The 21216-nt window shown below is 62.9% G+C and carries 23 protein-coding genes; 8 read left to right on the top strand and 15 right to left on the bottom strand.

The window, feature by feature from the left end; genetic code table 11:
* Positions 1 to 8: 8 nt before the first annotated feature.
* Positions 9 to 386, top strand: a complete 378-nt coding sequence (locus AB6802_RS00405) for a DUF4260 domain-containing protein (protein ID WP_371008017.1) — start codon at positions 9 to 11, stop codon at positions 384 to 386.
* Here AB6802_RS00405 and AB6802_RS00400 read toward each other — a convergent pair.
* Positions 383 to 940 carry an SH3 domain-containing protein gene (locus AB6802_RS00400; protein ID WP_371008016.1) on the bottom strand — a complete coding sequence of 186 codons (558 nt, stop codon included), beginning with the start codon at positions 938 to 940 and terminating at the stop codon, positions 383 to 385. The genes AB6802_RS00405 and AB6802_RS00400 overlap by 4 nt on opposite strands.
* Before the next feature lie 271 nt (positions 941 to 1211).
* Between AB6802_RS00400 and AB6802_RS00395 the strand changes: the two genes are divergently transcribed.
* Positions 1212 to 2213 carry a 2-hydroxyacid dehydrogenase gene (locus tag AB6802_RS00395; RefSeq protein ID WP_371008015.1) on the top strand — a complete coding sequence of 334 codons (1002 nt, stop codon included), beginning with the start codon at positions 1212 to 1214 and terminating at the stop codon, positions 2211 to 2213.
* Positions 2214 to 2227: 14 nt separating this feature from the next.
* Here the strand turns inward: AB6802_RS00395 and AB6802_RS00390 are convergent, their stop codons facing one another.
* The 11 genes from AB6802_RS00390 to AB6802_RS00340 form a co-directional block, all read right to left on the bottom strand.
* Positions 2228 to 2638 (bottom strand): aconitase X swivel domain-containing protein, encoded by a 411-nt coding sequence (locus tag AB6802_RS00390; protein WP_371008014.1) that lies wholly within the window; start codon positions 2636 to 2638, stop codon positions 2228 to 2230.
* Positions 2635 to 3888 carry an aconitase X gene (locus AB6802_RS00385; RefSeq protein ID WP_371008013.1) on the bottom strand — a complete coding sequence of 418 codons (1254 nt, stop codon included), beginning with the start codon at positions 3886 to 3888 and terminating at the stop codon, positions 2635 to 2637. Before AB6802_RS00385 ends, AB6802_RS00390 begins: the two co-directional genes overlap by 4 nt.
* A complete protein-coding gene (locus AB6802_RS00380; protein ID WP_371008012.1) occupies positions 3885 to 4373 on the bottom strand; it encodes a GNAT family N-acetyltransferase in 489 nt (162 codons plus the stop codon). The genes AB6802_RS00385 and AB6802_RS00380 overlap by 4 nt, the downstream gene beginning before the upstream one ends.
* A 5-nt stretch (positions 4374 to 4378) precedes the next feature.
* Positions 4379 to 5134 (bottom strand): molybdopterin-synthase adenylyltransferase MoeB, encoded by a 756-nt coding sequence (locus tag AB6802_RS00375; protein ID WP_371008011.1) that lies wholly within the window; start codon positions 5132 to 5134, stop codon positions 4379 to 4381.
* A gap of 31 nt (positions 5135 to 5165) precedes the next feature.
* Positions 5166 to 6326 (bottom strand): DNA replication/repair protein RecF, encoded by a 1161-nt coding sequence (gene recF / locus AB6802_RS00370; protein ID WP_371008010.1) that lies wholly within the window; start codon positions 6324 to 6326, stop codon positions 5166 to 5168.
* Positions 6327 to 6350: 24 nt separating this feature from the next.
* Entirely contained in the window at positions 6351 to 7469 is a 1119-nt protein-coding gene (dnaN, locus tag AB6802_RS00365; RefSeq protein WP_371008009.1) for a DNA polymerase III subunit beta, read from the bottom strand.
* 291 nt (positions 7470 to 7760) lie between these two features.
* The gene (gene dnaA, locus AB6802_RS00360) at positions 7761 to 9305 is read right to left on the bottom strand and encodes a chromosomal replication initiator protein DnaA (protein WP_371008008.1); all 1545 of its coding nucleotides are present in this window, start codon (positions 9303 to 9305) and stop codon (positions 7761 to 7763) included.
* A gap of 835 nt (positions 9306 to 10140) precedes the next feature.
* Positions 10141 to 10407: a 30S ribosomal protein S20 gene (gene rpsT, locus AB6802_RS00355; RefSeq protein ID WP_371008007.1), complete on the bottom strand. Its 267-nt coding sequence runs from the start codon at positions 10405 to 10407 to the stop codon at positions 10141 to 10143.
* A gap of 244 nt (positions 10408 to 10651) precedes the next feature.
* On the bottom strand, positions 10652 to 11425 hold the full coding sequence (locus tag AB6802_RS00350; RefSeq protein WP_371008006.1) for an enoyl-CoA hydratase: 774 nt from the start codon (positions 11423 to 11425) through the stop codon (positions 10652 to 10654).
* A gap of 143 nt (positions 11426 to 11568) precedes the next feature.
* A complete protein-coding gene (mutM, locus tag AB6802_RS00345) occupies positions 11569 to 12459 on the bottom strand; it encodes a bifunctional DNA-formamidopyrimidine glycosylase/DNA-(apurinic or apyrimidinic site) lyase (RefSeq protein WP_371008005.1) in 891 nt (296 codons plus the stop codon).
* A complete protein-coding gene (locus AB6802_RS00340; RefSeq protein ID WP_371008004.1) occupies positions 12452 to 13690 on the bottom strand; it encodes a phosphopentomutase in 1239 nt (412 codons plus the stop codon). The genes mutM and AB6802_RS00340 overlap by 8 nt, the downstream gene beginning before the upstream one ends.
* Positions 13691 to 13860: 170 nt before the next feature.
* Here AB6802_RS00340 and AB6802_RS00335 point away from each other — a divergent pair, with 170 nt between their 5' ends.
* Complete coding sequence (locus AB6802_RS00335) at positions 13861 to 14787, top strand: phosphate/phosphite/phosphonate ABC transporter substrate-binding protein (protein ID WP_371008003.1); 927 nt, start codon at positions 13861 to 13863, stop codon at positions 14785 to 14787.
* Positions 14788 to 14905: 118 nt separating this feature from the next.
* On the opposite strand, the gene AB6802_RS00330 is transcribed toward AB6802_RS00335, so the two are convergent.
* The 3 genes from AB6802_RS00330 to AB6802_RS00320 all read right to left on the bottom strand — a co-directional run bounded on the left by AB6802_RS00330 (position 14906) and on the right by AB6802_RS00320 (position 16718).
* On the bottom strand, positions 14906 to 15526 hold the full coding sequence (locus tag AB6802_RS00330) for a TadE/TadG family type IV pilus assembly protein (protein ID WP_371008002.1): 621 nt from the start codon (positions 15524 to 15526) through the stop codon (positions 14906 to 14908).
* Positions 15527 to 15570: 44 nt separating this feature from the next.
* Positions 15571 to 16164 carry a TadE/TadG family type IV pilus assembly protein gene (locus tag AB6802_RS00325; protein WP_371008001.1) on the bottom strand — a complete coding sequence of 198 codons (594 nt, stop codon included), beginning with the start codon at positions 16162 to 16164 and terminating at the stop codon, positions 15571 to 15573.
* A gap of 131 nt (positions 16165 to 16295) precedes the next feature.
* Complete coding sequence (locus tag AB6802_RS00320) at positions 16296 to 16718, bottom strand: pilus assembly protein N-terminal domain-containing protein (RefSeq protein WP_371008000.1); 423 nt, start codon at positions 16716 to 16718, stop codon at positions 16296 to 16298.
* Between the two features lie 355 nt (positions 16719 to 17073).
* On the opposite strand from AB6802_RS00320, the gene AB6802_RS00315 reads away from it, so the two are divergent.
* The 5 genes from AB6802_RS00315 (at position 17074) to AB6802_RS00295 (ending at position 21203) form a co-directional block, all read left to right on the top strand.
* Entirely contained in the window at positions 17074 to 17256 is a 183-nt protein-coding gene (locus AB6802_RS00315; protein ID WP_371007999.1) for a Flp family type IVb pilin, read from the top strand.
* A gap of 148 nt (positions 17257 to 17404) precedes the next feature.
* Positions 17405 to 17926: a prepilin peptidase gene (locus tag AB6802_RS00310; protein ID WP_371007998.1), complete on the top strand. Its 522-nt coding sequence runs from the start codon at positions 17405 to 17407 to the stop codon at positions 17924 to 17926.
* Between the two features lie 198 nt (positions 17927 to 18124).
* Positions 18125 to 18937, top strand: coding sequence for a Flp pilus assembly protein CpaB (cpaB, locus tag AB6802_RS00305; RefSeq protein WP_371007997.1), 813 nt, complete (start codon positions 18125 to 18127; stop codon positions 18935 to 18937).
* Positions 18934 to 20457 carry a type II and III secretion system protein family protein gene (locus AB6802_RS00300; RefSeq protein WP_371007996.1) on the top strand — a complete coding sequence of 508 codons (1524 nt, stop codon included), beginning with the start codon at positions 18934 to 18936 and terminating at the stop codon, positions 20455 to 20457. Before cpaB ends, AB6802_RS00300 begins: the two co-directional genes overlap by 4 nt.
* A gap of 14 nt (positions 20458 to 20471) precedes the next feature.
* Positions 20472 to 21203 (top strand): CpaD family pilus assembly protein, encoded by a 732-nt coding sequence (locus AB6802_RS00295; protein ID WP_371007995.1) that lies wholly within the window; start codon positions 20472 to 20474, stop codon positions 21201 to 21203.
* Positions 21204 to 21216: the final 13 nt, after the last annotated feature.

Genomic DNA, 21216 nt, shown 5'->3' with positions numbered 1-21216 from the left:
GGTTCGCGATGCGGCCCGTTGACCTGGTTGTCCGGTTTGAATGGGTCGCGGCCGCCGCGGTGGCTATCGTTTTCTATGCAATGTCGGGCGTCTCATGGTGGCTGTTTGCGCTGCTTATTCTGGCGCCGGACCTGTCGATGCTGGGCTATCTCGCCGGGCCGCGTGTCGGCGCTGTCGCCTACAATGCCTTGCACATCCTTATTGCCCCACTCGTCCTTGGAATCGCGGGCGTCCTGCTTGCCGGGCCGATCACCACCGCTGTGGCGCTGATCTGGATCGCCCATATCGCCATCGATCGCGCTCTGGGCTACGGCCTGAAGTTGCCGACATGCTTTCAGGATACCCATCTCGGCCGCATCGGTCGCGAGCGCGCTGACACACCCTAATTCTTGAACTTTTCGCCGGGATAGGCGCCCCAGACCTGCGACTGGGCCATCCAGCCGGTATGACCCTCGAAGGTCATCTCGCACCATTGGCCATCGCATTTCTTGATGGCGCCGATTACGCCAGGCTCGATGATGGCGACAACGCCGGCATCCTTGTCGGGCTCGTTGAGCAGATTGATTCGCCCGCCCTTGCTCCGCTGCCAGGGCGCCACGATCGCGGTGCGCCGGCCCGAAAGCAGCGACTGGTTGATCCAGCCCTCCGATCCGTCGGCGTCGCGCACGCGCCGCCAGGTATCGAATTCCTGGATTATTTCCATAGGCAGTCCGGCCTTCATGTACATCCAGTTCACGGAATAGTTGGCGCCGGGACCGACGCGCGCGTTGACGCGTGCAGGCTTCAGGCTGACGAAACGCGGCAGCGGCAAGCCGCTCGGGCCCAGTGTAATGGTTTGCGCCGGTGCGGCGGCACTTTGCGCCAGCGCCAGCGGCGCGCAAAGCAGGGAGCCGAGAACGGCCGCGCTGAGGGCCAGGCGAAGCGACGCGAAACCAGACACTTTCTTATCCTTTCGGCACCCCTCCGTCCGGACGAGCGCCCCTTTTTCTTTGTCTTCGGCGGCACCGCTTGTTACAGGAGTGGGCTGATACCGTGACTGGTTACAAGTTTCGCCTGTCTTGGTTAAAGAGGTCTCAACGAGATCGGTTTCGAGAGCATGATCCCGACAAGCGGGAACCGGTTTTCGGAAAAGATCGTGCTCCAAAAAAGAGTAGGATCAGGATGACGATCGAACGAAACGTCATTCTGATCTAGCAAGCTTCGGGGATAAAATGGCAGGCAAAAAACGGCCCCTCGTCGTCATCACGCGCAAGCTGCCCGATCCGGTCGAGACACGCATGCGCGAGCTGTTCGACGCGCGGCTGAATGTCGAGGACCGCCCGATGACACAGCCGGAGCTGGTCGCGGCGGTCAAGGAAGCCGATGTCCTGGTGCCGACAATCACCGACCATATCGATGCCGCGCTGATCGCCCAGGCCGGCGAGAACCTCAAGCTGATCGCCAATTTCGGCAATGGCGTCGACAAGATCGATGTCGCCGCCGCCGCCAAGAAGGGCATCACCGTCACCAACACGCCGAATGTGCTGACCGAAGACACCGCCGACATGACCATGGCGCTGATGCTGGCCGCGCCGCGGCGTTTGGCCGAGGGCGCCAACATCCTGACCGGCGAAAAGAAATGGGCCGGCTGGTCGCCGACCTGGATGCTCGGCCGGCGCATCTGGGGCAAACGTCTGGGTATTGTCGGCATGGGCCGCATCGGCACGGCGGTTGCCCGCCGCGCCAAGGCCTTCGGCTTGTCGATCCACTACCACAACCGCCACCGCGTGCTGCCGGCGGTCGAGGACGAGTTGGAGGCGACCTATTGGGAAAGCCTCGACCAGATGCTTGCCCGCATGGACATCATCTCGGTCAATTGTCCGTCGACGCCGGCGACTTTCCATCTGTTGTCGGCACGGCGGCTGGCGCTGATGCAGCCCACGGCCTACCTCGTCAACACCGCGCGCGGCGACATCATCGATGAGGAATCGCTGGTCAAGCTGATTCAGGACGGCAAGATCGCCGGCGCCGGCCTCGACGTCTACGAGCACGAGCCGGCGCTAAACACCAAGCTCCTCAAGCTCGCGGCCAAAGGCAAGGTCGTGCTTTTGCCGCATATGGGTTCGGCCACGCTCGAGGGCCGCATCGATATGGGCGAGAAGGTGATCATCAACATCCGCGCCTTCTTCGACGGCCACCGGCCGCCGGATCGTGTGCTGCCGCTCAGGACCTGAATACTCACAGTCGTTCAGGCGGTGGTAAGCGAGCCGTTTTCAGCGACGTTGACGGACCGTCCGCGATAGGCGTCGAACCTTTCGCGGTCGAGGCGAACAGCGATCGGCGTTTCCCATCCCATCTCCCGGGCGACGATCAGTCCCAGGAGCAGGATGGCATCCGGCTCATGCAGCACCAGGGCCGCCGGTGCGTGGCCGTTATGCGCCAGCTCCATCAGCACGGCCGAAGCCGACGACGAGCCAATCGTGCCCGGCAGGAACAGCACCCGGCCGGAAATGCTCTCGCCATGTTGCGGATGGCGCACATCGGCGATGCGGCCGGTCTTGGGGTCCACGCCGCCCCAGAAGCTGATCGGCGCCGTCAGCAGCAGGGCCTCGCCTTCGCCTGCCTTGCCCTGGACCAGGATTTCGGCCACCGCGCTCATGCGGCGATATCCGTAAAGACGGGCCTGCCCAGCACCGCGCTCTCGACGCAGTCGGCCAGCGACCCGTAGAGCACGGCATAGCCTGTGTTGCCGGGCGCGTAATGCGCGAATTTTCCCGAATTGGTCATCAGCACGCCGTTGCTGAGTTCCGGCATGATCGGCGTCACCACCACGCAGGTGTCGGCGACGATGACGACGCCACGGGCTTCCAGTGCCTTGCGTCGGCCGTTTTGTTCCAGCGCGACAAGTGCGTGGCGGCCGGTGCAGGCATAGAGCGGCACGGCGAGCCGCCGCCCGGCGATCAGACGCTCCAGCAGATCGAACTCGGCATTCGACAGATGCGGGCTGCCGATCGCCACCGCATCTATGGCCTTCGCCTGCGTGGCGGTCGATAGCCTGGCACGAGCCGTCATTATCATGTCCGGCGTGACCCGGACCATCGCTTCCGGTTCCTGCCCGGCCAGGATGGTGTCGGCGTCGGGGGCTTCCGGCGTCACGCCGGCGATGTGGAAGAGGCCGACCGCACCGGAGGATGCAGCGGCCGCGCCAAACGCCTTCAACGCATCCTCGCCGGGGTGACTGGCGATGCCGGTGACGACGCCGACCGCGTTGCCGACCTCGCGGCCATAGAGGCTGCCGAGCACTGGCCAGGCGATCTCCGAGGTCAGGAAGAACGGTGACAGGTCCGAGACATCGAAGACAAGCCGCGCATGCCGGTTCTCCGGCCGGTGCAGGCCGTAGTCCGGCGCGCGACCCGTGATGGCACAGGCGATGTCGAGAAAATCGCCGTAGCGGTTGGTGCGCGCCCCAAGCACCGAATTGCAGAACACCACCGCGTTGGACTCGCCCCAGGCGACGTCGCTGCCTTGAGCCGGCCTGTGCCCGGCCTGATAGGGCGCGCAGGTCCAGCTCTGTTCGCAGCCGAGTTGGCGATAGGCCTCCATCATCCGCCGCGCCATGCCGCGTTGCGGCTCTTCCAGGCGGATGCGCGAGCAGCCCATCAGGTCGAGCGCGCCGACGTTGAGTGTCGAGCGCACCGCGACCTTGGCGCCGCCTTCGACCAGTCTTTCGGCAAACAGCGTGCCCGAATCGCCATGGTAGAGTGCGCCATCGATGTGAGTGGAAGCTATCTGGATCAGCCGTGGCGCGCCGAGCAGGCGAGCGCTCTCGGCGACGATGCGCATGGCCATCGCCTTGCCATCGTGGCCGGCCGCGGTTGTCCGTTCTTCGGCACTGAGCGTGAGGGTCATGAGAGCTCCTTGCGCATGGTGATCGAGGTCGGGCGGGCATAGCCCCTATGCGCCGTGCGTTCCGTCTCACGAAAGCCGAGGCGGGCAAAGACCGCGTGGTTTGCGGTCAGTTCGATACGGGTCTGCAGTTCGATAGCGTCTTTGCCGCCCGCACGGGCAAGCCGTTCCACCGCTAGCATCAACCGGGCGCCGATACCCTGGCCCTGGCGTTGCGGGTCGACGGCAAGCTTGCCGACATAAAAATCGGTCTCCCTCGCCAGCGCGAACACGCAGCCGACGATCCGGTTGTTGTCGACGGCCAGGAACACGGTTTCCGCCTTCGCTTTCTCGCGGAGGCTCCCGGGCGTCAAAAGATGCGCCGAGGATGGCGGGTCGATGACGGCATCCATATAGGCGAAGGCGCGCACGATAAGCGCCAGCAGTTCGTCCCACTGGGCGAAATCCGGCGCAAGCCCGGTAATCGAGATGCCAATTTTCTGATCCATTTGGCTCAGGTCGCCTTGTAGCGGATGGTTTCAAATCGCGCGGCGAGCGCATCGTAGAGCAACAGTCGGCCGATCAGCGGTTCGCCGATGCAGGCGATGAGCTTGATCGTTTCCATTGCCTGCAAGGTGCCGATGACACCGGTCAGCGCGCCGACGATGCCAGCGACGGCGCAAGACGGCACCAGGCCTTCCGGCGGGGCTTCCGGGAACAGGTCTCGGTAGCTCGGATTGCGCTTGCCGTCGGTGCCGGCCTCGAACGGCTTCAGCACCGTCACCGAGCCGTCGAAGCGGCCAACGGCGGCATGCACGAGCGGCTTGCCTTGCGCCTCGCATGCATCGGCCACAGCGTAGCGCGTCTCGAAATTGTCCGAGCCGTCGACGACCACGTCGTAGCGCGCGACGAGGGCAGGGGCGTTCTCGGCGCTCAGCCTGAGGCGATGCAATTCCACCGCGACATTTGGATTGATGCGCTTGATCGCCGCCGCGGCGCTGTCGGTCTTGGCCATGCCGATGGCATCGCTGCCATGGATCACCTGGCGTTGCAGATTGGACAGCGACACCGTGTCGTCGTCGACGATGCCGAGCGTGCCGACGCCGGCTGCGGCCAGATATTCAAGCACCGGGGCGCCCAGTCCGCCGGCGCCGATCACCAGCACCCGCGCCCGTTTCAGCTTCTGCTGGCCGGGGCCGCCGATCTCGGGCAGCACGATATGGCGGGCGTAGCGTTCGAGTTCTTCGTCGGTCAGCACTGCATTGGTCATGGCGCGACCATATCGCCGGTGCGGCGCGTTGTCAGCCGGTCGGCCCGACGCTGCCGTGATCGACCGTGAAGAACAGCGCCCGCCCTTCAAGGCTGGAAAACAGCGCTGCATCCGTTCCGGTCATGAAGGCCTGGCAGTTCAGATCCTCGAGGATGGCAAATAGCGCGGCGCGGCGGCCTGCATCAAGATGCGCGGCGATCTCGTCAAGCAGAAGGATCGGCGTCAGGCCCGACATTTCGCCGGTCAACCGCGCATGCGACAGGACGATGCCGACCAGAAGCGCCTTCTGCTCACCGGTCGAGCACAGCTCGGCCGGCATCGACTTCGGCCGGTGCCATACCACCAGGTCGGAGCGGTGCGGACCGTCCAGCGTCCGGCCGGCGGCCCGATCGCGCTCGCGGCCGCTGGCAAGGGCACGGCGGAAACGCTCCTCGACATCGACGGCTGGAGCGACGGCAACCTCGCTTTCCAGCTCACCGGAGAGGCTGATGTCGGCCTGCGGAAACGGTCCGCTGTTCGGCAGCTTGTCGATCATGGCGGCAAGCAGCCGCACCAGCTCGGCCCGCGCCGCGGCGATCGCAACGCCGGTCTCTGCCATCTGCGTCTCGATGGCGTCGAACCAGGCGCCGTCGCGCGAGCCTTCAGTAAGCAAGCGGTTACGGCCGCGCATGGCTTTCTCATAATCAAGCGCGCGCTGGCCGTGGCCGGGATCTATCGCCAGCACCAGGCGGTCGAGGAAGCGGCGACGGTCGGCGGCCGGACCCGGAAACAGCCCGTCCATCGCCGGCGTCAGCCACACCACGCGCAGCCATTCCAGCATCTCCTCGACTGACCGCGCCGGCGCGCCGTTGATACGCACGCGCCTGCCGCCTTCGCCAGCCGCGTCGCCGCCGGAAACGCCGGTGCCGATCTCGACCTCGCCTTCCGGCCCGTCGATCCTGGCGTGCAAGGCAAATCCGCCGTCGCCGCCTTCGCGCGCCACATCGCCATAAGGCGCGCGCCGCAAGCCGCGGCCTGGCGTCAGCAACGAGATCGCTTCCAGGAGATTGGTCTTGCCGGCGCCATTGTCGCCTGACAGCACAATCGCGCCAGGCGCAAGGTCGAGTGACAGCGCCGCATAATTGCGAAAATTGGTAAGTGTTAGCTTACTTATGTAGCTCTGTTGCCGAAGCTGTTTGGCATCCTCGGTCACGACGACACGGTAGCCTGCTCAGGCCTATACACGCATCGGCATCAGCACGTAGAGGGCGGTCTCGTCGGCCATGTCGTGGATCAGCGTCGGCGAGCCGGCGTCGGCGAGCATGAATTTCGCCTCCGTACCGGTGAGTTGCGCCGCGACATCGAGCAGATATTTGGCGTTGAAGCCGATTTCGATCGGGTCGGATGAATAGTCTGCCGCCAGTTCCTCGGTGGCGCTGCCGGAGTCCGGATTGTTGACCGCAAGCGTGACCTGGCCTTCATTGATCGAAAGCTTCACCGCGCGGCCGCGCTCGGAGGAAATCGTCGACACGCGGTCGACGGCGGCAGCAAAACTCTGGCGGTCGATGATCAGCTTCTTGTCGTTGCCGGTCGGTATCACGCGCTGATAGTCGGGGAAGGTGCCGTCGATCAGCTTCGAGGTCAAAATCACGCTGCCGATGGTGAAGCGGATCTTGGTGTCCGACAATTCCGTCGTCACCGCCACATCCGGATCGTCGACCAGCTTCTGCAGCTCGCTCACCGTCTTGCGCGGAATGATGATGCCGGGCATGCCTTCGGATCCGGCCGGTGCGTCGATCTCGGCGCGCGCCAGGCGGTGGCCGTCGGTCGCCACCGAACGCAGCTTCAGCTTGCCGCCGGATTCATGTGTGTGCAGGTAGATGCCGTTGAGATAGTAGCGCGTCTCTTCGGTGGAGATGGCAAACTGGGTCTTGTCGATCAGTCCCTTCAACGCGGCGGATTCGAGCCGGAAGATATGCGAGAACGACCCGGCCGAAAGCTCCGGGAAGTCGGATTGCGGCAGGCACTGCAGGCGGAAGCTGGAACGGCCGGAGGTGACGGTCATCGCATTGCCGTCTTCGTCGGTCTTCAGCATCACCTCGGCGCCGTCGGAAAGCTTGCGCACGATGTCGTAGAGCAGATGCGCCGGCACCGTCGTCGCGCCGCCGCGTTCGACCTTGGCAGGCGTCGCTTCCGTCACTTCGAGGTCGAGGTCGGTGGCTTTCATCTCGAGGCTGGCGCCCTCGGCGCTGAGCAGCACGTTGGACAGGATCGGTATGGTGTTGCGCCGCTCCACCACGCGGTGGACGTGGTTGAGGGACTTCAGGAGATTAGACCGTTCCAGGATAACACGCATGACGAAACAGGCTCGCTTCAATGAATGAGCGGGTCGCCGTAGGCGGCATCCCGCGAAAGCTCTGAAAGGCTTCAGAATCTTTGTAAGCTGACAGTAAAAAGCCTGCGAACGCAAGCCCGCGGCACCGGTTCGGGCCGGTTGCGCGGGCTTTCTGGGGATAAAGCCGGTGGAGTTCGGCGTCGAGCGCATGTCGCAGCGATTTTGGTGAAACGACATGCATAAAAACAAGCACTTAAAGCGAGTCGCCCAAAACCGTTGCGAGCCGACGCGCTTCAGGATTTCAGGGGCGGCTCAGGCCTGGTCGTTGATCAGCCTTCTGAGCAGTTCGAGTTCCTGCGCCAGCGTGTTGTCGGCGCCCGAGAGGTCCTCGATCTTGCGCACGGCATGGAGCACGGTCGTGTGGTCACGGCCGCCGAAGCGCCGCCCGATCTCCGGCAGCGAACGTGGTGTCATCACCTTGGACAGATACATCGCCACCTGCCGCGGCTTGACGATGGTGCGCGTGCGCCGGTTGGACAGAAGCTCCGTCTTCGACACGTTGTAGTGACGTGCGACGATACGCTGGATGTCCTCGATGCGCACCCGCTTCGGCTCGCCGGAGCGGTAGATGTGGCCGAGGATCTCGTCGATACGGTCGATGGTGATCTGCGGCTCGAACGACTGGCGGAACAAAAGCTGGTTGAAGGCGCCTTCGAGCTCGCGTCCGCTGCCCGTCACCGTGCGCGCAACATGGTCGAGGATCTCGTCCGAAATGTCGAGCGAGGTGTCATCGGTCTTGGTGGTGGCGCGGCGCAGCTTCAGCATGCCGAGCCGCATGGCGAAATCCGGCGCCGACATTTCCAGCGCCACGCCGCCATTGAGGCGAGAGCGCACGCGCGGCTCCAGCGATTCCAGTTCCGAAGGCGGCCGGTCGGCCGCGACCACAACCTGCTTGGCGCTGTCGAGCAGCATGTTGATCAGGTGGCAGAACTCGTGCTGGATCGACTTGCCCTGCAGGAACTGCATGTCGTCGATGATCAACAGATCGATGTCGCGCAGCTGCTCCTTGAGCGTCAGCGCGTTGTTGTCGCGAATCGCGGTGGCGAAGCGCCACATGAAATATTCAGCCGTCAGATAGACGACGCGCGACTTCGGGTTGTGCCGTAGCGATTCCGCCGCGATCGCCTGCAAAAGATGCGTCTTGCCGAGCCCGACGGTCGCATGCAGGAAGAGCGGATTGAAACGCACCGCGCTCGACTGCGATTCCGCCACCGCCCTGGCAGCCGCGAAGGCGACCCGGTTCGACGGACCTTCGATGAAGGACGCGAAGGTGTAGCGCGGGTCGAGCGGCGATCCGAGCACATTGTGCCGGAACTCCTGCTCGATCGGCGCACCCGGGCGCGGTGCCGGCGCCCGCTCCACCCGTCCGGCGGCCACGGTGCCGGCGGCCAAAGCGGTCTGCGTCTGCTTGGTCATCTTGCGCGCCGGCGCCACTTCCGGCTCGATCGGGTTGCGGCCCTGGCGGGTGGCATTGCGAACGACGATCTCGATCTTGAGGATGCTCGGATCCTCATGCCGCCAGAGCTCCGCGATCAAGTCGAGATAGTGGCCGTTGATCCACGACCGCAGGAAGGCCGTGGGTACGGAGATGCGGATGACGCCGCGGGAGGCCTCTGAGACCTTCATACGTCCAAACCAGCTCGAATAAACCTCGACTCCAAGACGCGCCTTCAGCTGGGTCTTGACCCGCTCGAACTTCTGTTCCGCGTCGTTGGATGCCACCATGTCGTCCCCTCCGACAAAAGTTGCTGGAAATGGCAGTTCGCCCGTCAGCTCGCGTTCAATGCCGCTTTGCATGTCAAGTCCTTCGCTCTCTCGTACCCTTCATTCCGTCGGGAGTGCGCCTCCTGCACCCTTGGTCCGACGATCCTATTCGTCGCTTCGCCACCGCCGCCGGTGGCTGGCAACGTCGCGCAAGGGACCTGCGCCAGCCCGCATAAGCCAGCTTGCTGACAACGTCAGGACAATACGATACCGCCCGGCGAAAATCGCCGGCGCGACGTCGACTGCCATGTACAATTACGCCAGTCCCCTACCCGCACCGAAGAGACAAACCAAACCGTGCGCGGAATTGCTCCACGTCATGAATTCCGCCATTTTGTGCTGGCCGATCCAGGCTTGGGTCAGGGGCAAAAGCCCGTCCCTTCGATGAATGGACATTACCGAAATCGCTGCGGATAGAGCAAGGCCACGTCTAACGGATTTTTAAGGAATCTGGTTACGGATGAGAGGCCGCAAGCAGATGTCGCAACGGCATGTTTTGACAAACCCATTGTGATTCAAACCCTTTTGCCGAGAATATGAAACGGGCAGCCTGAAACGAAATTTTCTGAAATAATTCTCTTGACACCGACTTGTCCCCCGCCGCTCGACTTTGAGTTGAACAAGCTGTGGACGACTGTCTGTAAGACTTTGAAAAATATAAAGATTTTTTGACAGGCTATATTGTGGCCGCTGTCGCATCGAGGACGCGCCGATATCCGTGGCGCGGTGTATGCCGGCAAAACAATCGCACCGTTGAAATTCAGCTGCAAGAGCCCATCGTGGGCATTCTTTTAAGTACTTGCCGGCAAACGAAAAAACCCGGCCTGTCCGGCCGGGTTCAAACGCGATAGCGGAAAGCGGAGGTCGGTTAAGCCGACAGCGTCTTGACCCGCTGGGCAAGCCGCGAAACCTTGCGGGAGGCCGTATTCTTGTGGACGACGCCCTTGGTGGCGGCGCGCATCAATTCCGGCTCCGCGATCTTGAGGGCTGCCACTGCCGCGGTCTTGTCGCCGGCGGCGAGCGCCTCTTCGACCTGGCGGATATAGGTGCGAACGCGCGAACGGCGGTTCTTGTTGACCGCCGCGCGGCGGGCGATCTTGCGCGTTGCCTTTTTGGCCGAGGAAGTGTTGGCCATGATGCCTCTCTTCTGATCTGGTGGGCGCCAGCGGTATGCCGCAGGGCGCAAAAAACAAACGGGCAGCCACAGGGCCGCCTCGGTTGGTGCGGCTTATAGTTCAGCTTTTCCGGCGCGTCAACGCTATGTCACGGTCTTTTTGCGGCGCCGGATGCATGTCGCCTCGAAGCGCCTCGGCGCAACGCCATACCTCGAGAGAAGCGGCTGAAATGTCCCGCTCGAATCCGCTTCCGGACGGCGCGCTTCAGCGATTGCTGAAATTCGGCTTCCGCTTTTCGACAAAGGCGGCCATGCCTTCCTTCTGATCGTCGAGTGCGAACAGCGAGTGGAACAAGCGGCGCTCGAACCGCAGCCCCTCGGCAAGTGTTGTCTCGTAGGCGCGGTTGACCGCTTCCTTGGTCATCATGACGGATGGCAGCGAGAACGCCGCGATCTTTGCCGCCGCCTTCAGCGCTTCCTCGACCAGGTCCGAGGCAGGCACCACCCGCGAAACCAGCCCGCAGCGTTCGGCTTCGGCGGCATCCATCATGCGGCCGGTCAGGCACATATCCATCGCCTTCGACTTGCCGACGAAACGGGTCAGCCGCTGCGACCCGCCCATGCCCGGCATGACGCCGAGCGTGATTTCGGGCTGGCCAAATTTGGCGTTGTCGGCGGCAATGATGAAATCGCACATCATCGCCAGTTCGCAGCCGCCGCCGAGCGCGTAGCCGGCCACCGCGGCGATGATCGGCTTGCGCGTCCTGGTGAATTCTTCCCAGCCGACGAAGAAGTCCTGCGTATAGGCATCGGCGAAAGAGATCGCCTGCATTTCCTTGATGTCGGCGCCGGCCGCGAAGGCCTTTTCCGAACCGGTCAGCACCATTGCGCCGATATCGGCATCGGCGTTGAGGTCTTTGGCCGCCGCGACGATTTCGGTCAGCACCTGCGAATTCAGCGCATTGAGCGCCTGCGGCCGGTTCAGCGTGATCAACCCGACCTTGCCGCGCGTCTCGACGATGATGGTTTCATAGGCCACGGCTTCGCCTCCTTGTCCGGTAACGGGATGATCGTTCCTAGAGCAATTCCAGGAAAAGTGTGAGCGGTTTTCCGTCCGGAATTGCCTAAAAACAAAGAGTTAGAGCGGTTCGCCGTTTCCGTGAAACGGTGAAACGCTCTAGCCTAACGCTGACAGGTCCGGCAATAGAAGGTCGAGCGGCCCGATTGCACGATACGTTCGACATGGCCGCGGCAGCCCGGCGTCGGGCAAGGTTCGCCCTCGCGATCGTAGACCGCGAAGGAGTGCTGGAAATAGCCGAGCGATCCGTCAGCCTGGACATAGTCGCGCAGCGAAGAGCCCCCGGCGGCGATCGCATCGGCTATGACCGAGCGGATCGCCGCGGCGAGGCGGTCGCTTTGTTCCTTCGCCCTCTTGCCCGGACCGGCAATGGTGCCGGCTTCGCGCAGCGGTGACAGGCCTGCGCGCCACAGCGCCTCCGAGACATATATGTTGCCGAGCCCGGCGATGAGCCGCTGGTCGAGCAGGGCCGCCTTGAGCGGTGATCTGCGACCTTTGAGCAGCGAAGCGAGCAGGGGACCGTCAAGCGCGTTGCCGGTCGGCTCGACGCCGAGCCCGGCAAGCATTGGGTGCGTATCCGGGGCGCCTTCGGCAAACAGCATGAAGCCGAAGCGGCGGGGATCGTTGAAGATGACGCGGGAGCGTTCGCCCCGGGGCGAGACGACGTCGAACACGACATGGTCATGCGCGGCGATTTTCGAGCGTTCGTGATGAAAGGCGCCGGGCACGTCGTCGATGCCGGACGTCTCGATGCGGAACGATCCCGACATGCCGAGATGGCAGATCAGGACCGGACCGTTGTCTATGTGCATGATCAGATATTTGGCCCGCCGTCCGAGCGCCGTCACGGTCCTGCCGGTCAACCGCTCTGAAAACCGCTCCGGAAAGGGAAAACGAAGGTCGGGCCGGCGCGCCTCGACATGGACAAGCCGCGCGCCTTCCAGAACCGGCTGCAGTCCGCGTCGTACCGTCTCGACTTCCGGCAGCTCAGGCATGGCCGCCAATCGTCGCGAGGAAAGAGCTTCCGTAGCGGCCGGGCGCCAGGCCGAGATGGTCCGCGACGGTCTCACCGATATCGGTAAAGCTCGGCCGAAGCCCGATATTGCCGCCTTTCAGGCCGGGCGCGATGCCGATCACCGGAATGCGTTCGCGCGTGTGGTCGGTGCCCCGCCATGTCGGATCGTTGCCGTGGTCGGCGGTGAGGATGAGAAGGTCGCCTGGCTTGACGCGGGCAAGCGCCTCGGGCAGCCGCCGGTCGAAGGCTTCCAGCGCCGCGGCGTAGCCGGCGACATCGCGCCGATGGCCGAACTCGGTGTCGAAATCGACGAAATTGGCGAAAACCAGATCGCCGTCGCCGGCGTCGTCCATCGCGCCAAGCGCCTTGTCGAACATTGCCATGTTGCCGCCCGCCTTGCGCACCTGCGAGATGCCGCGATGGGCGAAGATGTCGCCGATCTTGCCGACGGCGATCACCTTGCTGCCGCGCTTCGTCAGCCGGTCGAGCAAGGTCGGCTCCGGCGGCGGGACCGCATAGTCGCGGCGGTTGTGGGTGCGCTGGAACGTGGCTGGCGTCTCGCCCACGAAAGGCCGCGCGATCACCCGTCCGATCTTCAGCGGATCGACCAGCCGGCGCACGGTGAGGCAGAGCTCATACAGCCTGTCGAGCCCGAAATGCGTTTCATGCGCGGCGATCTGCAGCACGGAATCGACCGAGGTGTAGCAGATCGGCTTGCCCGTTCGGATATGCTCCGCGCCGAGCCGCTCGATGATCTCGGTTCCCGGTGCATGGCAGTTGCCGAGGATAGCCGGCACCTTGCCCTCGCGGATGATCGCTTCGGTCAGATCGGCGGGGAAGGCCGGCACGGTGTCGGGAAAGTAACCCCAATCGAAACGCACCGGCAGGCCGGCGATCTCCCAGTGGCCGGACGGCGTGTCCTTGCCGCTCGACACCTCCTGCGCTGCGCCATGGAAGGATGAGGCAAGCAGCGCATGGTCGATGCCGAGCTTCAATCCGGTCGCGATTTGCCCTGCCCGGCCGAGCCCCAGCGACATCATGTTGGGGACAGTGAGCGGCCCGTTGCGCAGACCGTCCCGATCGGCGCGGCCTTCGGCGCAGGCTTGCAGGATATGCCCGAAGGTGTCGGCGCCGGCATCGCCATAGCGCTCGGCATCGGCCGCGCCGCCGATGCCGAAGGAATCCAGAACGAACAGGAAAGCGCGGGCCATGGGTGTCGTCGTTGCCAGTCCTGACTGCCAGACAATCTGAACAGCCAGACATTCTGAGCAGCCAGACATAAGGTTCGTCGGCGGCATTGGCAAATCGGAAACCAAACCGCAATGGCTTGGCGTCATAGTCGGGAGAGGCGGAACTGATCGTGGGCTGGAGCGGCAAGCGGATGATGAGACGCGGCGGAACCGCGGCGAGACAGGGCTGCGCGGCGGCAATTGCGGTCCTCGTTGGCTGTTTGCCGGCGCACGCCGACTGGCGCGACGACATCGGTGTCTTTCGCATCGGCGTCGTCGCCGAGCCGGGCGGCGGCAACACTGTACCTGGCCTCGCGCGCCTGACGGAGGCCTACTCCAATGCGCTTGGCATGAAAGTGGAGTTCGTCGTCGCGCGTGATTATGCGACACTGATCGAGGCACAGGCGAGCGGCCGCGTGCAATATGCGATCTATTCGGCACTTGCCTACGCCACGGCATCCGAGCGTTGCGGTTGTGTCGAGCCGCTGGTCTCACCCGTCGACACCGATGGTGCGGTCGGAATCAGGTCCATCCTGGTGACGCGTGACGGCAGGCTGCCGGACCTTGCTTCCATAGCCTCGCACCGGGTCGCAATCGCGCCCGTCGACAATCTAGGCGGCGCGCTGATGCCGCTGGCGGGGCTGTCCGCGGACGGCGTCAAGATCGCGGAAGGATCGCCGTTTCTGGTTCGCGCTGCCACGGCTACTGCTGCCGAGGCGATGCTTGGCGATGGCGAAGCTGACGGCCTGTTCGGCTGGGTGCCGGCCGACGCGGATGGCCAGCCGACCAATTCGGGTGGGACGGTCGCAAGATTGGAGGCGGCCGGCATTCCAAACACCTCGCTAAGGGTGCTGTGGACCTCGGGCCTGCTGCGCTACGGCCCGCACACTGTCCGCAGCGATCTCGATCCCGAGGCAAAGCGCCGGCTGACTGTCTTCCTGACAAATCTCAGATCGATGACGCCCGACGTCTACGACCTGCTGGAATCGACCCATTCCGGCGGCTTTGCATTGGCCGCGCCGAAGGACTACGCGATGGCTCTTACGATCGTGCGGCGGGAATCGGCCGGACGGGAATAATCCGTCGGAGCAATTCCAATGCATATCGCTCAGAAGTGTGCGGCGGTTCTGGGACGACGACATGCATCGAAACAAAGGCCTAAAGCGCGTCACCTGAATCCGTTCGGCGCGACGTGTTTTAGCAGTCGTTGCAGGGAATGGTCGGGCTGCGGCGGGGCCTGAGGTAATAGGTCTCGCTCATCGATATGTTGTTGAAAACCGAGGTCAGTCCAAGCGTCTGCGCGTTGCTGGCCGACCAGGTGATCATCGGCTTATAGCCGAGGTCGCTTTCCACGCGCACCAGGAAGGTATTGCGGATTCTCAGCGTCGCCGGAACCGTGGTGATGGTGTTCGCCGCCGCGTCGGCGCTGTAGGTGGTGCCGACCAGCTTGCGCGACCATGCCACCAGCACTCTCGGCGACGTTTCATCCGTGATCTGTATGCCCGTGATGATGATTGTCGGCGATGAGCGGTTGTAGGGCTGCAGCGTCGAAGTGCCGATCTTCATCATCGCCTCGAGGTCGGCTTTCACGACTGTCTGCTGCTGCGTGACGAGATCCGCCACCATGCTGCCGATGCGGCTGACCTTCTTGCTGGTCTCGATGGCCTGCGAAGCTTCCATCGTGATGAAATACATGACGAGCAGCACCGGCACGATGAACGCAAACTCGATCGCCGCGACGCCGCGACGGTCGCGGCCAAACCGTTCGACTTTCGCGGCAATGGCCGAAATCCCCCAATGTGCCCCCGCACGGTACATATTATCCTATCCTCCAGGCCGCGGCCTCAGCCGTCGAGCAGTCTTCAGTTGTCGTCGAACGGTTCGTTCTGCCAGGTCACGGATGCGAAATGCAGCGTGTTGCCATCCTTAAGATTGGCCATCGACTTGGCCAGGAAGTCGGTCATCACCGGCCATTTGTAGAAAACCCGCAGCATGTTGATGGACTCCGCCAATCCCGGCGAGACGGTGAAGGCCATCGAATTGGTGCCTTGCGTCAGCACGATGTCTCCGTTCACGATCTGGAAGCTGGCCGAGGCCGCGTCCGCGAAACTCGCATATTCGCGCAGATCAACGACCAATCCAGGACAGTTCTTGGCCACCATGATCTCCAGCCGGCTGCAGATCAGCTGCTTGATCGAGGCTTCGGTGACATTTGTCTTCTGGAGTTGTCCGGTCCGCAACTGTCGGGCGACATCGTCGGTGATGTTGGCCATCACCTCTTGACCGGCAAACGATATGCAACTTTCGAGGATGGCGAAGACGAGAAGCGCGAAGGGGATGGCCAGCATCGCGAACTCGATCGCCGTGCTGCCGCGTTTGTCGCTGAAGAAGCCGGGGCGGGATTTCGCGCGCGTCTTGCTGTCCATGCCGTTGCCGGATGTCGCGTCGTTGCTCATTTGCGTTCCTGCCGATCCCCCTTGCGGTACCGGCAGCAACATAGCGAAAACCCATTGAGGTCCGGTTTGGATGATCGTTAAATTCGCCGGACGCGATTTAACCTGCCTTTAATATCCGCAGATCCCGCGGCTCAATGGCCGGCGCTCATTTCGGTTTCGGAGGCTTTCTCGGCGTCGGTCTTGTAGGCGCTCTCGCAGTAAGGGGTGCAGGACATGGTCTGCACTTCGGCGCGCCTGTAGATGCGCACCGAGGAGGCGGCCTGTCGCACGACGGTCACCTGTTCGTCGATGATCGGGCTGCCGTCCGAATCGAGCACGACCAGATTGGTGACGCCAAAGCCCTTGCCGGTGAGAACGATGGTCGAGGCATCCTGCACCGCGGCGTCCGCAATCGCGGGATTGCCGACGACGACGGTATCGGCGGGGCGTGTCAGTTTGACGATCTTTGCCTGGTTCATGGTGACTTCTATGCCCGCCTCGCTCTTGGCCGGCATCGCGAAAGCGGCAGTTGCCAGCAACGCGACAACTGGAAACAGCGATCTCGACAAGCTCATGAAGGCGCTCCGGGCGGCAGATTCTTCAACGGAACATGAACGAGATTGGTGAACCAACGGTTAAGCCCTGCCGGCCAACGGCAGGGAACCGCCCCGCCTCGTGCTTCATGCGCCAACCAACATGCCGTTTTAGCGATATTGCATAGGCTCCGGTTTCCGCTGTTTTGCCGGGGCATCAGGCTGGCTGAGGGTGCTTAGGCCACGGTTAACCACGCAGCGTGTTCGCCCCCGGAAAGGAATCGGTAAGCCTGTTTATTAAGCCGATTGAAAGGGCTTCTCCCTAGATTTGCAGCATCCGATCAACCGCAAGAGAAGTTGACGGAAGTGCTGTAACACGTGGAGTAGGAGCTCTCGAATGTCTAATCTCATTGCACGTTTTGTGAAGGACGAATCCGGCGCGACCGCCATCGAATATGGTCTGATCGCTGCTCTCATCGCGCTCGCCATCATGGTCGGCGCTAGCCAGCTCGGCACCGCGCTGAACACCAAGTTCTCCGGCATCGCCACGGCTGTGACCAACTCGCCGTCGGCTCCGTAACAGATATCGTTTCTGTCTGAAGTACAAAGGGCCGCCTCCGGGCGGCCCTTTTTCTTGCGGTCGGCCGGTTTGAACGTCCGGCCTCATCAATCGTTAATTCGGCGCGTCTAGGATGCCGCCGGTAACTTGCCACGGGCGCGCCGCATCGATGCTTGAAGCCGTCATCTTTGTCGTTTTTCCTTTCTGCATGCTTTTTGCCGCCATCTCGGACATGCTCTCGATGACGATAGCCAACCGTGTCCCGGTGCTGTTGGTGGTGACCTTTGCAATTGTCGCGCCGCTCACCGGCATGGATTGGGCAGCTTTTGGATTGCATTTCGCCGCGGGTGCCCTGGTGCTTGCCGTGACGTTTGGTCTTTTTGCGCTCGGCGGCATGGGGGGTGGCGATGCCAAGCTTCTGGCCGCCACCGCCGTGTGGATGGGTCTCAACGTCAACCTGATCGGATATCTGGTCACATCGACTTTCATCGGCGGTCTGTTGACCGTCGCAATCCTGGTGTACCGGAAATCGCCGCTATCGACTCTAACAGGCCATAGCCGCTTTCTGCGCCATTTCGCCGACGACAACGTCGGCGTTCCATACGCTGTCGCGCTCGGGCTCGGCGGGCTGATCACTTTCCCGGATTCGCCGCTGATGGTCTGGGCGCTGGAGAGGCTCGCCAGCGGCTGAAATCGGTTCTGTCGCGACACGTTTCCAAAGGCGGTCTTGGCCGCTTTTTTTGTTAACAGCGGCACGTTCCTTCGAATTTGAGTAAACCTTAAATTAATCACGATCGTAAGCATTGCATTAACCTTGTTTTGACGATTGCGGTTGCAAAGTCCGGCCTGGCTTAGGGTGGTTTGCCACGAGGCGAAGGGTTTCGGACGAATGCCAGCATCCCGATTGATCATTCTGGGCGTGGCCGCGGTCGCCGCGGGGGGCGCCGGCTATGTCGCAAAGAACATGGTTGTGGCGCCGCCGCCGCAGGTCATCGTCGACGCGCCCAAGCAGCCGGCGATCGCACTGCAGGACGTGCTGGTGCTTTCCGGCGACGTGGCGATGGGCAGCCCGATCGGCAACAACATCAGTTGGCAGCAGTGGCCGTCCGACGGCGTCAATGCCAACTTCATCACCCGCGCAGCCGAACCCGACGCAATCGATAAGATCAAGGGCTCTGTTGCACGCATGGCGATGTACACAGGCGAACCGATGCGGCGCTCCAAGCTCGTCGGCGAGGGGCAGAGCTTCATGTCCTCGATCCTGCCTTCCGGCACGCGCGCCGTCGCGACGGCGATTTCGGCCGACACATCGGCCGGCGGCTTCATCCTGCCCAACGATTTCGTCGACGTCATCATGACCCGTCGCGCCGACACCGGCAACGGCGGCAGCGGCTTCAACACCGAAACCATCCTCAAGAACATTCGCGTCCTGGCCATCGACCAGACCATCCAGGAAGACGAGGAGGGCAAGAAGACCAGGGTCGGCCAGACCGCGACGCTGGAACTGACGCCGCAACAGGCCGAGATCATTACAGTTGCGCAGCAGATGGCGGATCGGCTGACGCTGGCGCTGCGCCCGATCACGGACGCTCATGAGAAAAATCTGAGTGAGGCTGACTACCTGGTCAGCGGCAATGGCCGGCGCGGCACCGTGCGGTTGATCAAGTCGGGTGAGGTATCCGAGGTGGGAGCGAGGAAATGAGGCTAAACGGCAAACTGCCCTTGCTGGCAGCCGCGACGATCGGCCTGCTGCTGCTCGGCACCGGCGCGCCCGGTTCCGCCGAAGCCAAATCGGCGACCGCCGGCGTGTCGGCTTCCGTCGCCACGCAACGCGTCAAGCTTGGCCTCAACAAATCGGTCGTCATCGACCTGCCAAACGACGCCTATGACATCCTTGTCGCCAATCCGGCGGTTGCCGACGCCGTCACCAGGACGGCGCGCCGCATCTATCTGTTCGGCAAGTCGGTCGGCGAAACCAACATCTTCGTCTTCGGCCCCAATGGCGAGCAGATCGTCAGCCTCGACCTGGCCGTCGAGCGCGATGTCGCCGGGCTGGAGGACTATCTGAGACGCTTCATCCCGTCTTCACAGATCAAGGTCGAGCTTCTCAACGACAATGTCGTCCTCACGGGCACAGTGGATACGCCTCTCGACGCCAAGCGCGCCGTCGACCTTGCGACCATCTTCGTGTCCGGCGGTGAAGCGACCACCGGTCAATATTCGCAGACCGCGGCCGGCGGCTCGGTCAATGGCGGCGTCGACATCAACAATCCCGACCAGGAACGGCGGACCTCCAAGATCGTCAACCTTCTGCAGATCATCGGCGACGATCAGGTGACGCTGAAGGTGACGGTCGCCGAAGTCAGCCGCTCGGTTATGAAGCAGCTCGGCGTCAACATGGTCGGCAACGGCGGCAGCAATGGCATCAGCTATGGCGCGCTCAGCGACAATTTCACAGGCCTGGGCAAACAGCTGTCGAATTCCGGCTTGAACATCGGCAGCTCGTCCCTGACGGCCTACATCAACGCCATGGAGCAGTCGGGGGTCATGAAGACGCTGGCTGAACCGACCTTGACCGCTGTGTCCGGCGAGAAGGCCACATTCAAGGTGGGTGGTGAGTATAATATGGTTGGTGGGGTCACCACCAACGTATCGACCGATAACCAGACGGGTCAGAAGACCTTCAGCATCGAGAAGATCGAGTATGGCATCGGGTTGGAATTCCAGCCTGTGGTGCTGTCTCCCGGCCGCATCAGCCTGAAAGTCAGAACCGCGGTTTCCGAGCCGACGACTGAAGGATCGGTGTCGCTTTCATCTGGCGGAACCAGCCCCGGCACCAATATCCTGTCGCTGCGCAAGCGCCTGGCGGACACCACGGTCGAATTGCCCTCGGGCGGCTCCATGATGATCGCTGGCCTGGTTCGCGACGACGTGCGTCAGGCGGTGGCTGGACTGCCAGGCCTTTCGAAAATCCCCGTGCTCGGCACGCTGTTCCGCAGCAAGGATTTCGTGCGCAACGAGAGCGAGCTCGTCATCATCATCACGCCCTATCTGTCGCGACCGGTGGCGCGCAACGATCTTGCCAAGCCGGACGACAATTTCAATCCGACAAGCGACGGCGCCGGCATGTTCCTCGGCCGCGTCAATCGCGTCTACGGCACCATGCAGACGGACAGGCCGGCCGGTCGCTACCACGGCGTCGTCGGCTTCATCTATAAATGAGCGGGAATGCGGATATGTCGAAGTCTCCATCCAAGGTCGTGACGCTCCGGAGCCCGGCTGGCATCGAAAGGATCCGCCGCTCGGCGATCCCGGCCCTGGCGATAGCCCTTGCGGCGTCGCTTGCCGGCTGCGCCAACCGCGACAGTGTGACGGTCGGGTCGATCCCGGACGACTATCGCACGACCCATCCGATCGTCATCGCCGAGAAGAACCAGAAGATCGACCTGCCGGTCGGCGCTGGCGACCGCGGCATGACGGGTGCGCAACGCGATACGCTGCTTGGCTTCCTGGACGGCTACGACAAGAGCGCCGCCCCCTCGCTGACCATAGCGATTCCGAGGGGCTCGGCCAACGAAGTGGCGGCATTGGTGGCAGGCCGTGATTTCGCCCGCGTCGCCTACGCTGCCGGAGTGAAGCGCGGCCGTATCGTGATGACCTCTTATCAGTCGGAAGTTCCCGAAGCTTCGGCGCCGGTGCGCGTCGCCTTCGTCGCGGTACGCGCCCAGACCGACAAATGCGGACGCTGGCCGGAAGATATGCTGGAGACCTCGCAGAACAAACACTACGCCGATTTCGGCTGCTCCTATCAGAACAATCTTGCCGCCCAGATCGCCAATCCCAACGATCTGCTCGGCCCGCGCAAGCAGTCCGACATCGACGCCGAGAACCGTGGCACGGTGATCGATCTCTACCGCTCGCGAGGCATTTCAAACGAGTTCCTCGGCAATTCGGAAGTATCGTACTGAGCCGCGCAGTTAC

The organism is Mesorhizobium sp. RCC_202, assembly GCF_041355295.1.
Taxonomy (GTDB): Bacteria; Pseudomonadota; Alphaproteobacteria; order Rhizobiales; family Rhizobiaceae; genus Mesorhizobium.
This window is presented reverse-complemented; position numbering and strand designations above follow the sequence as displayed.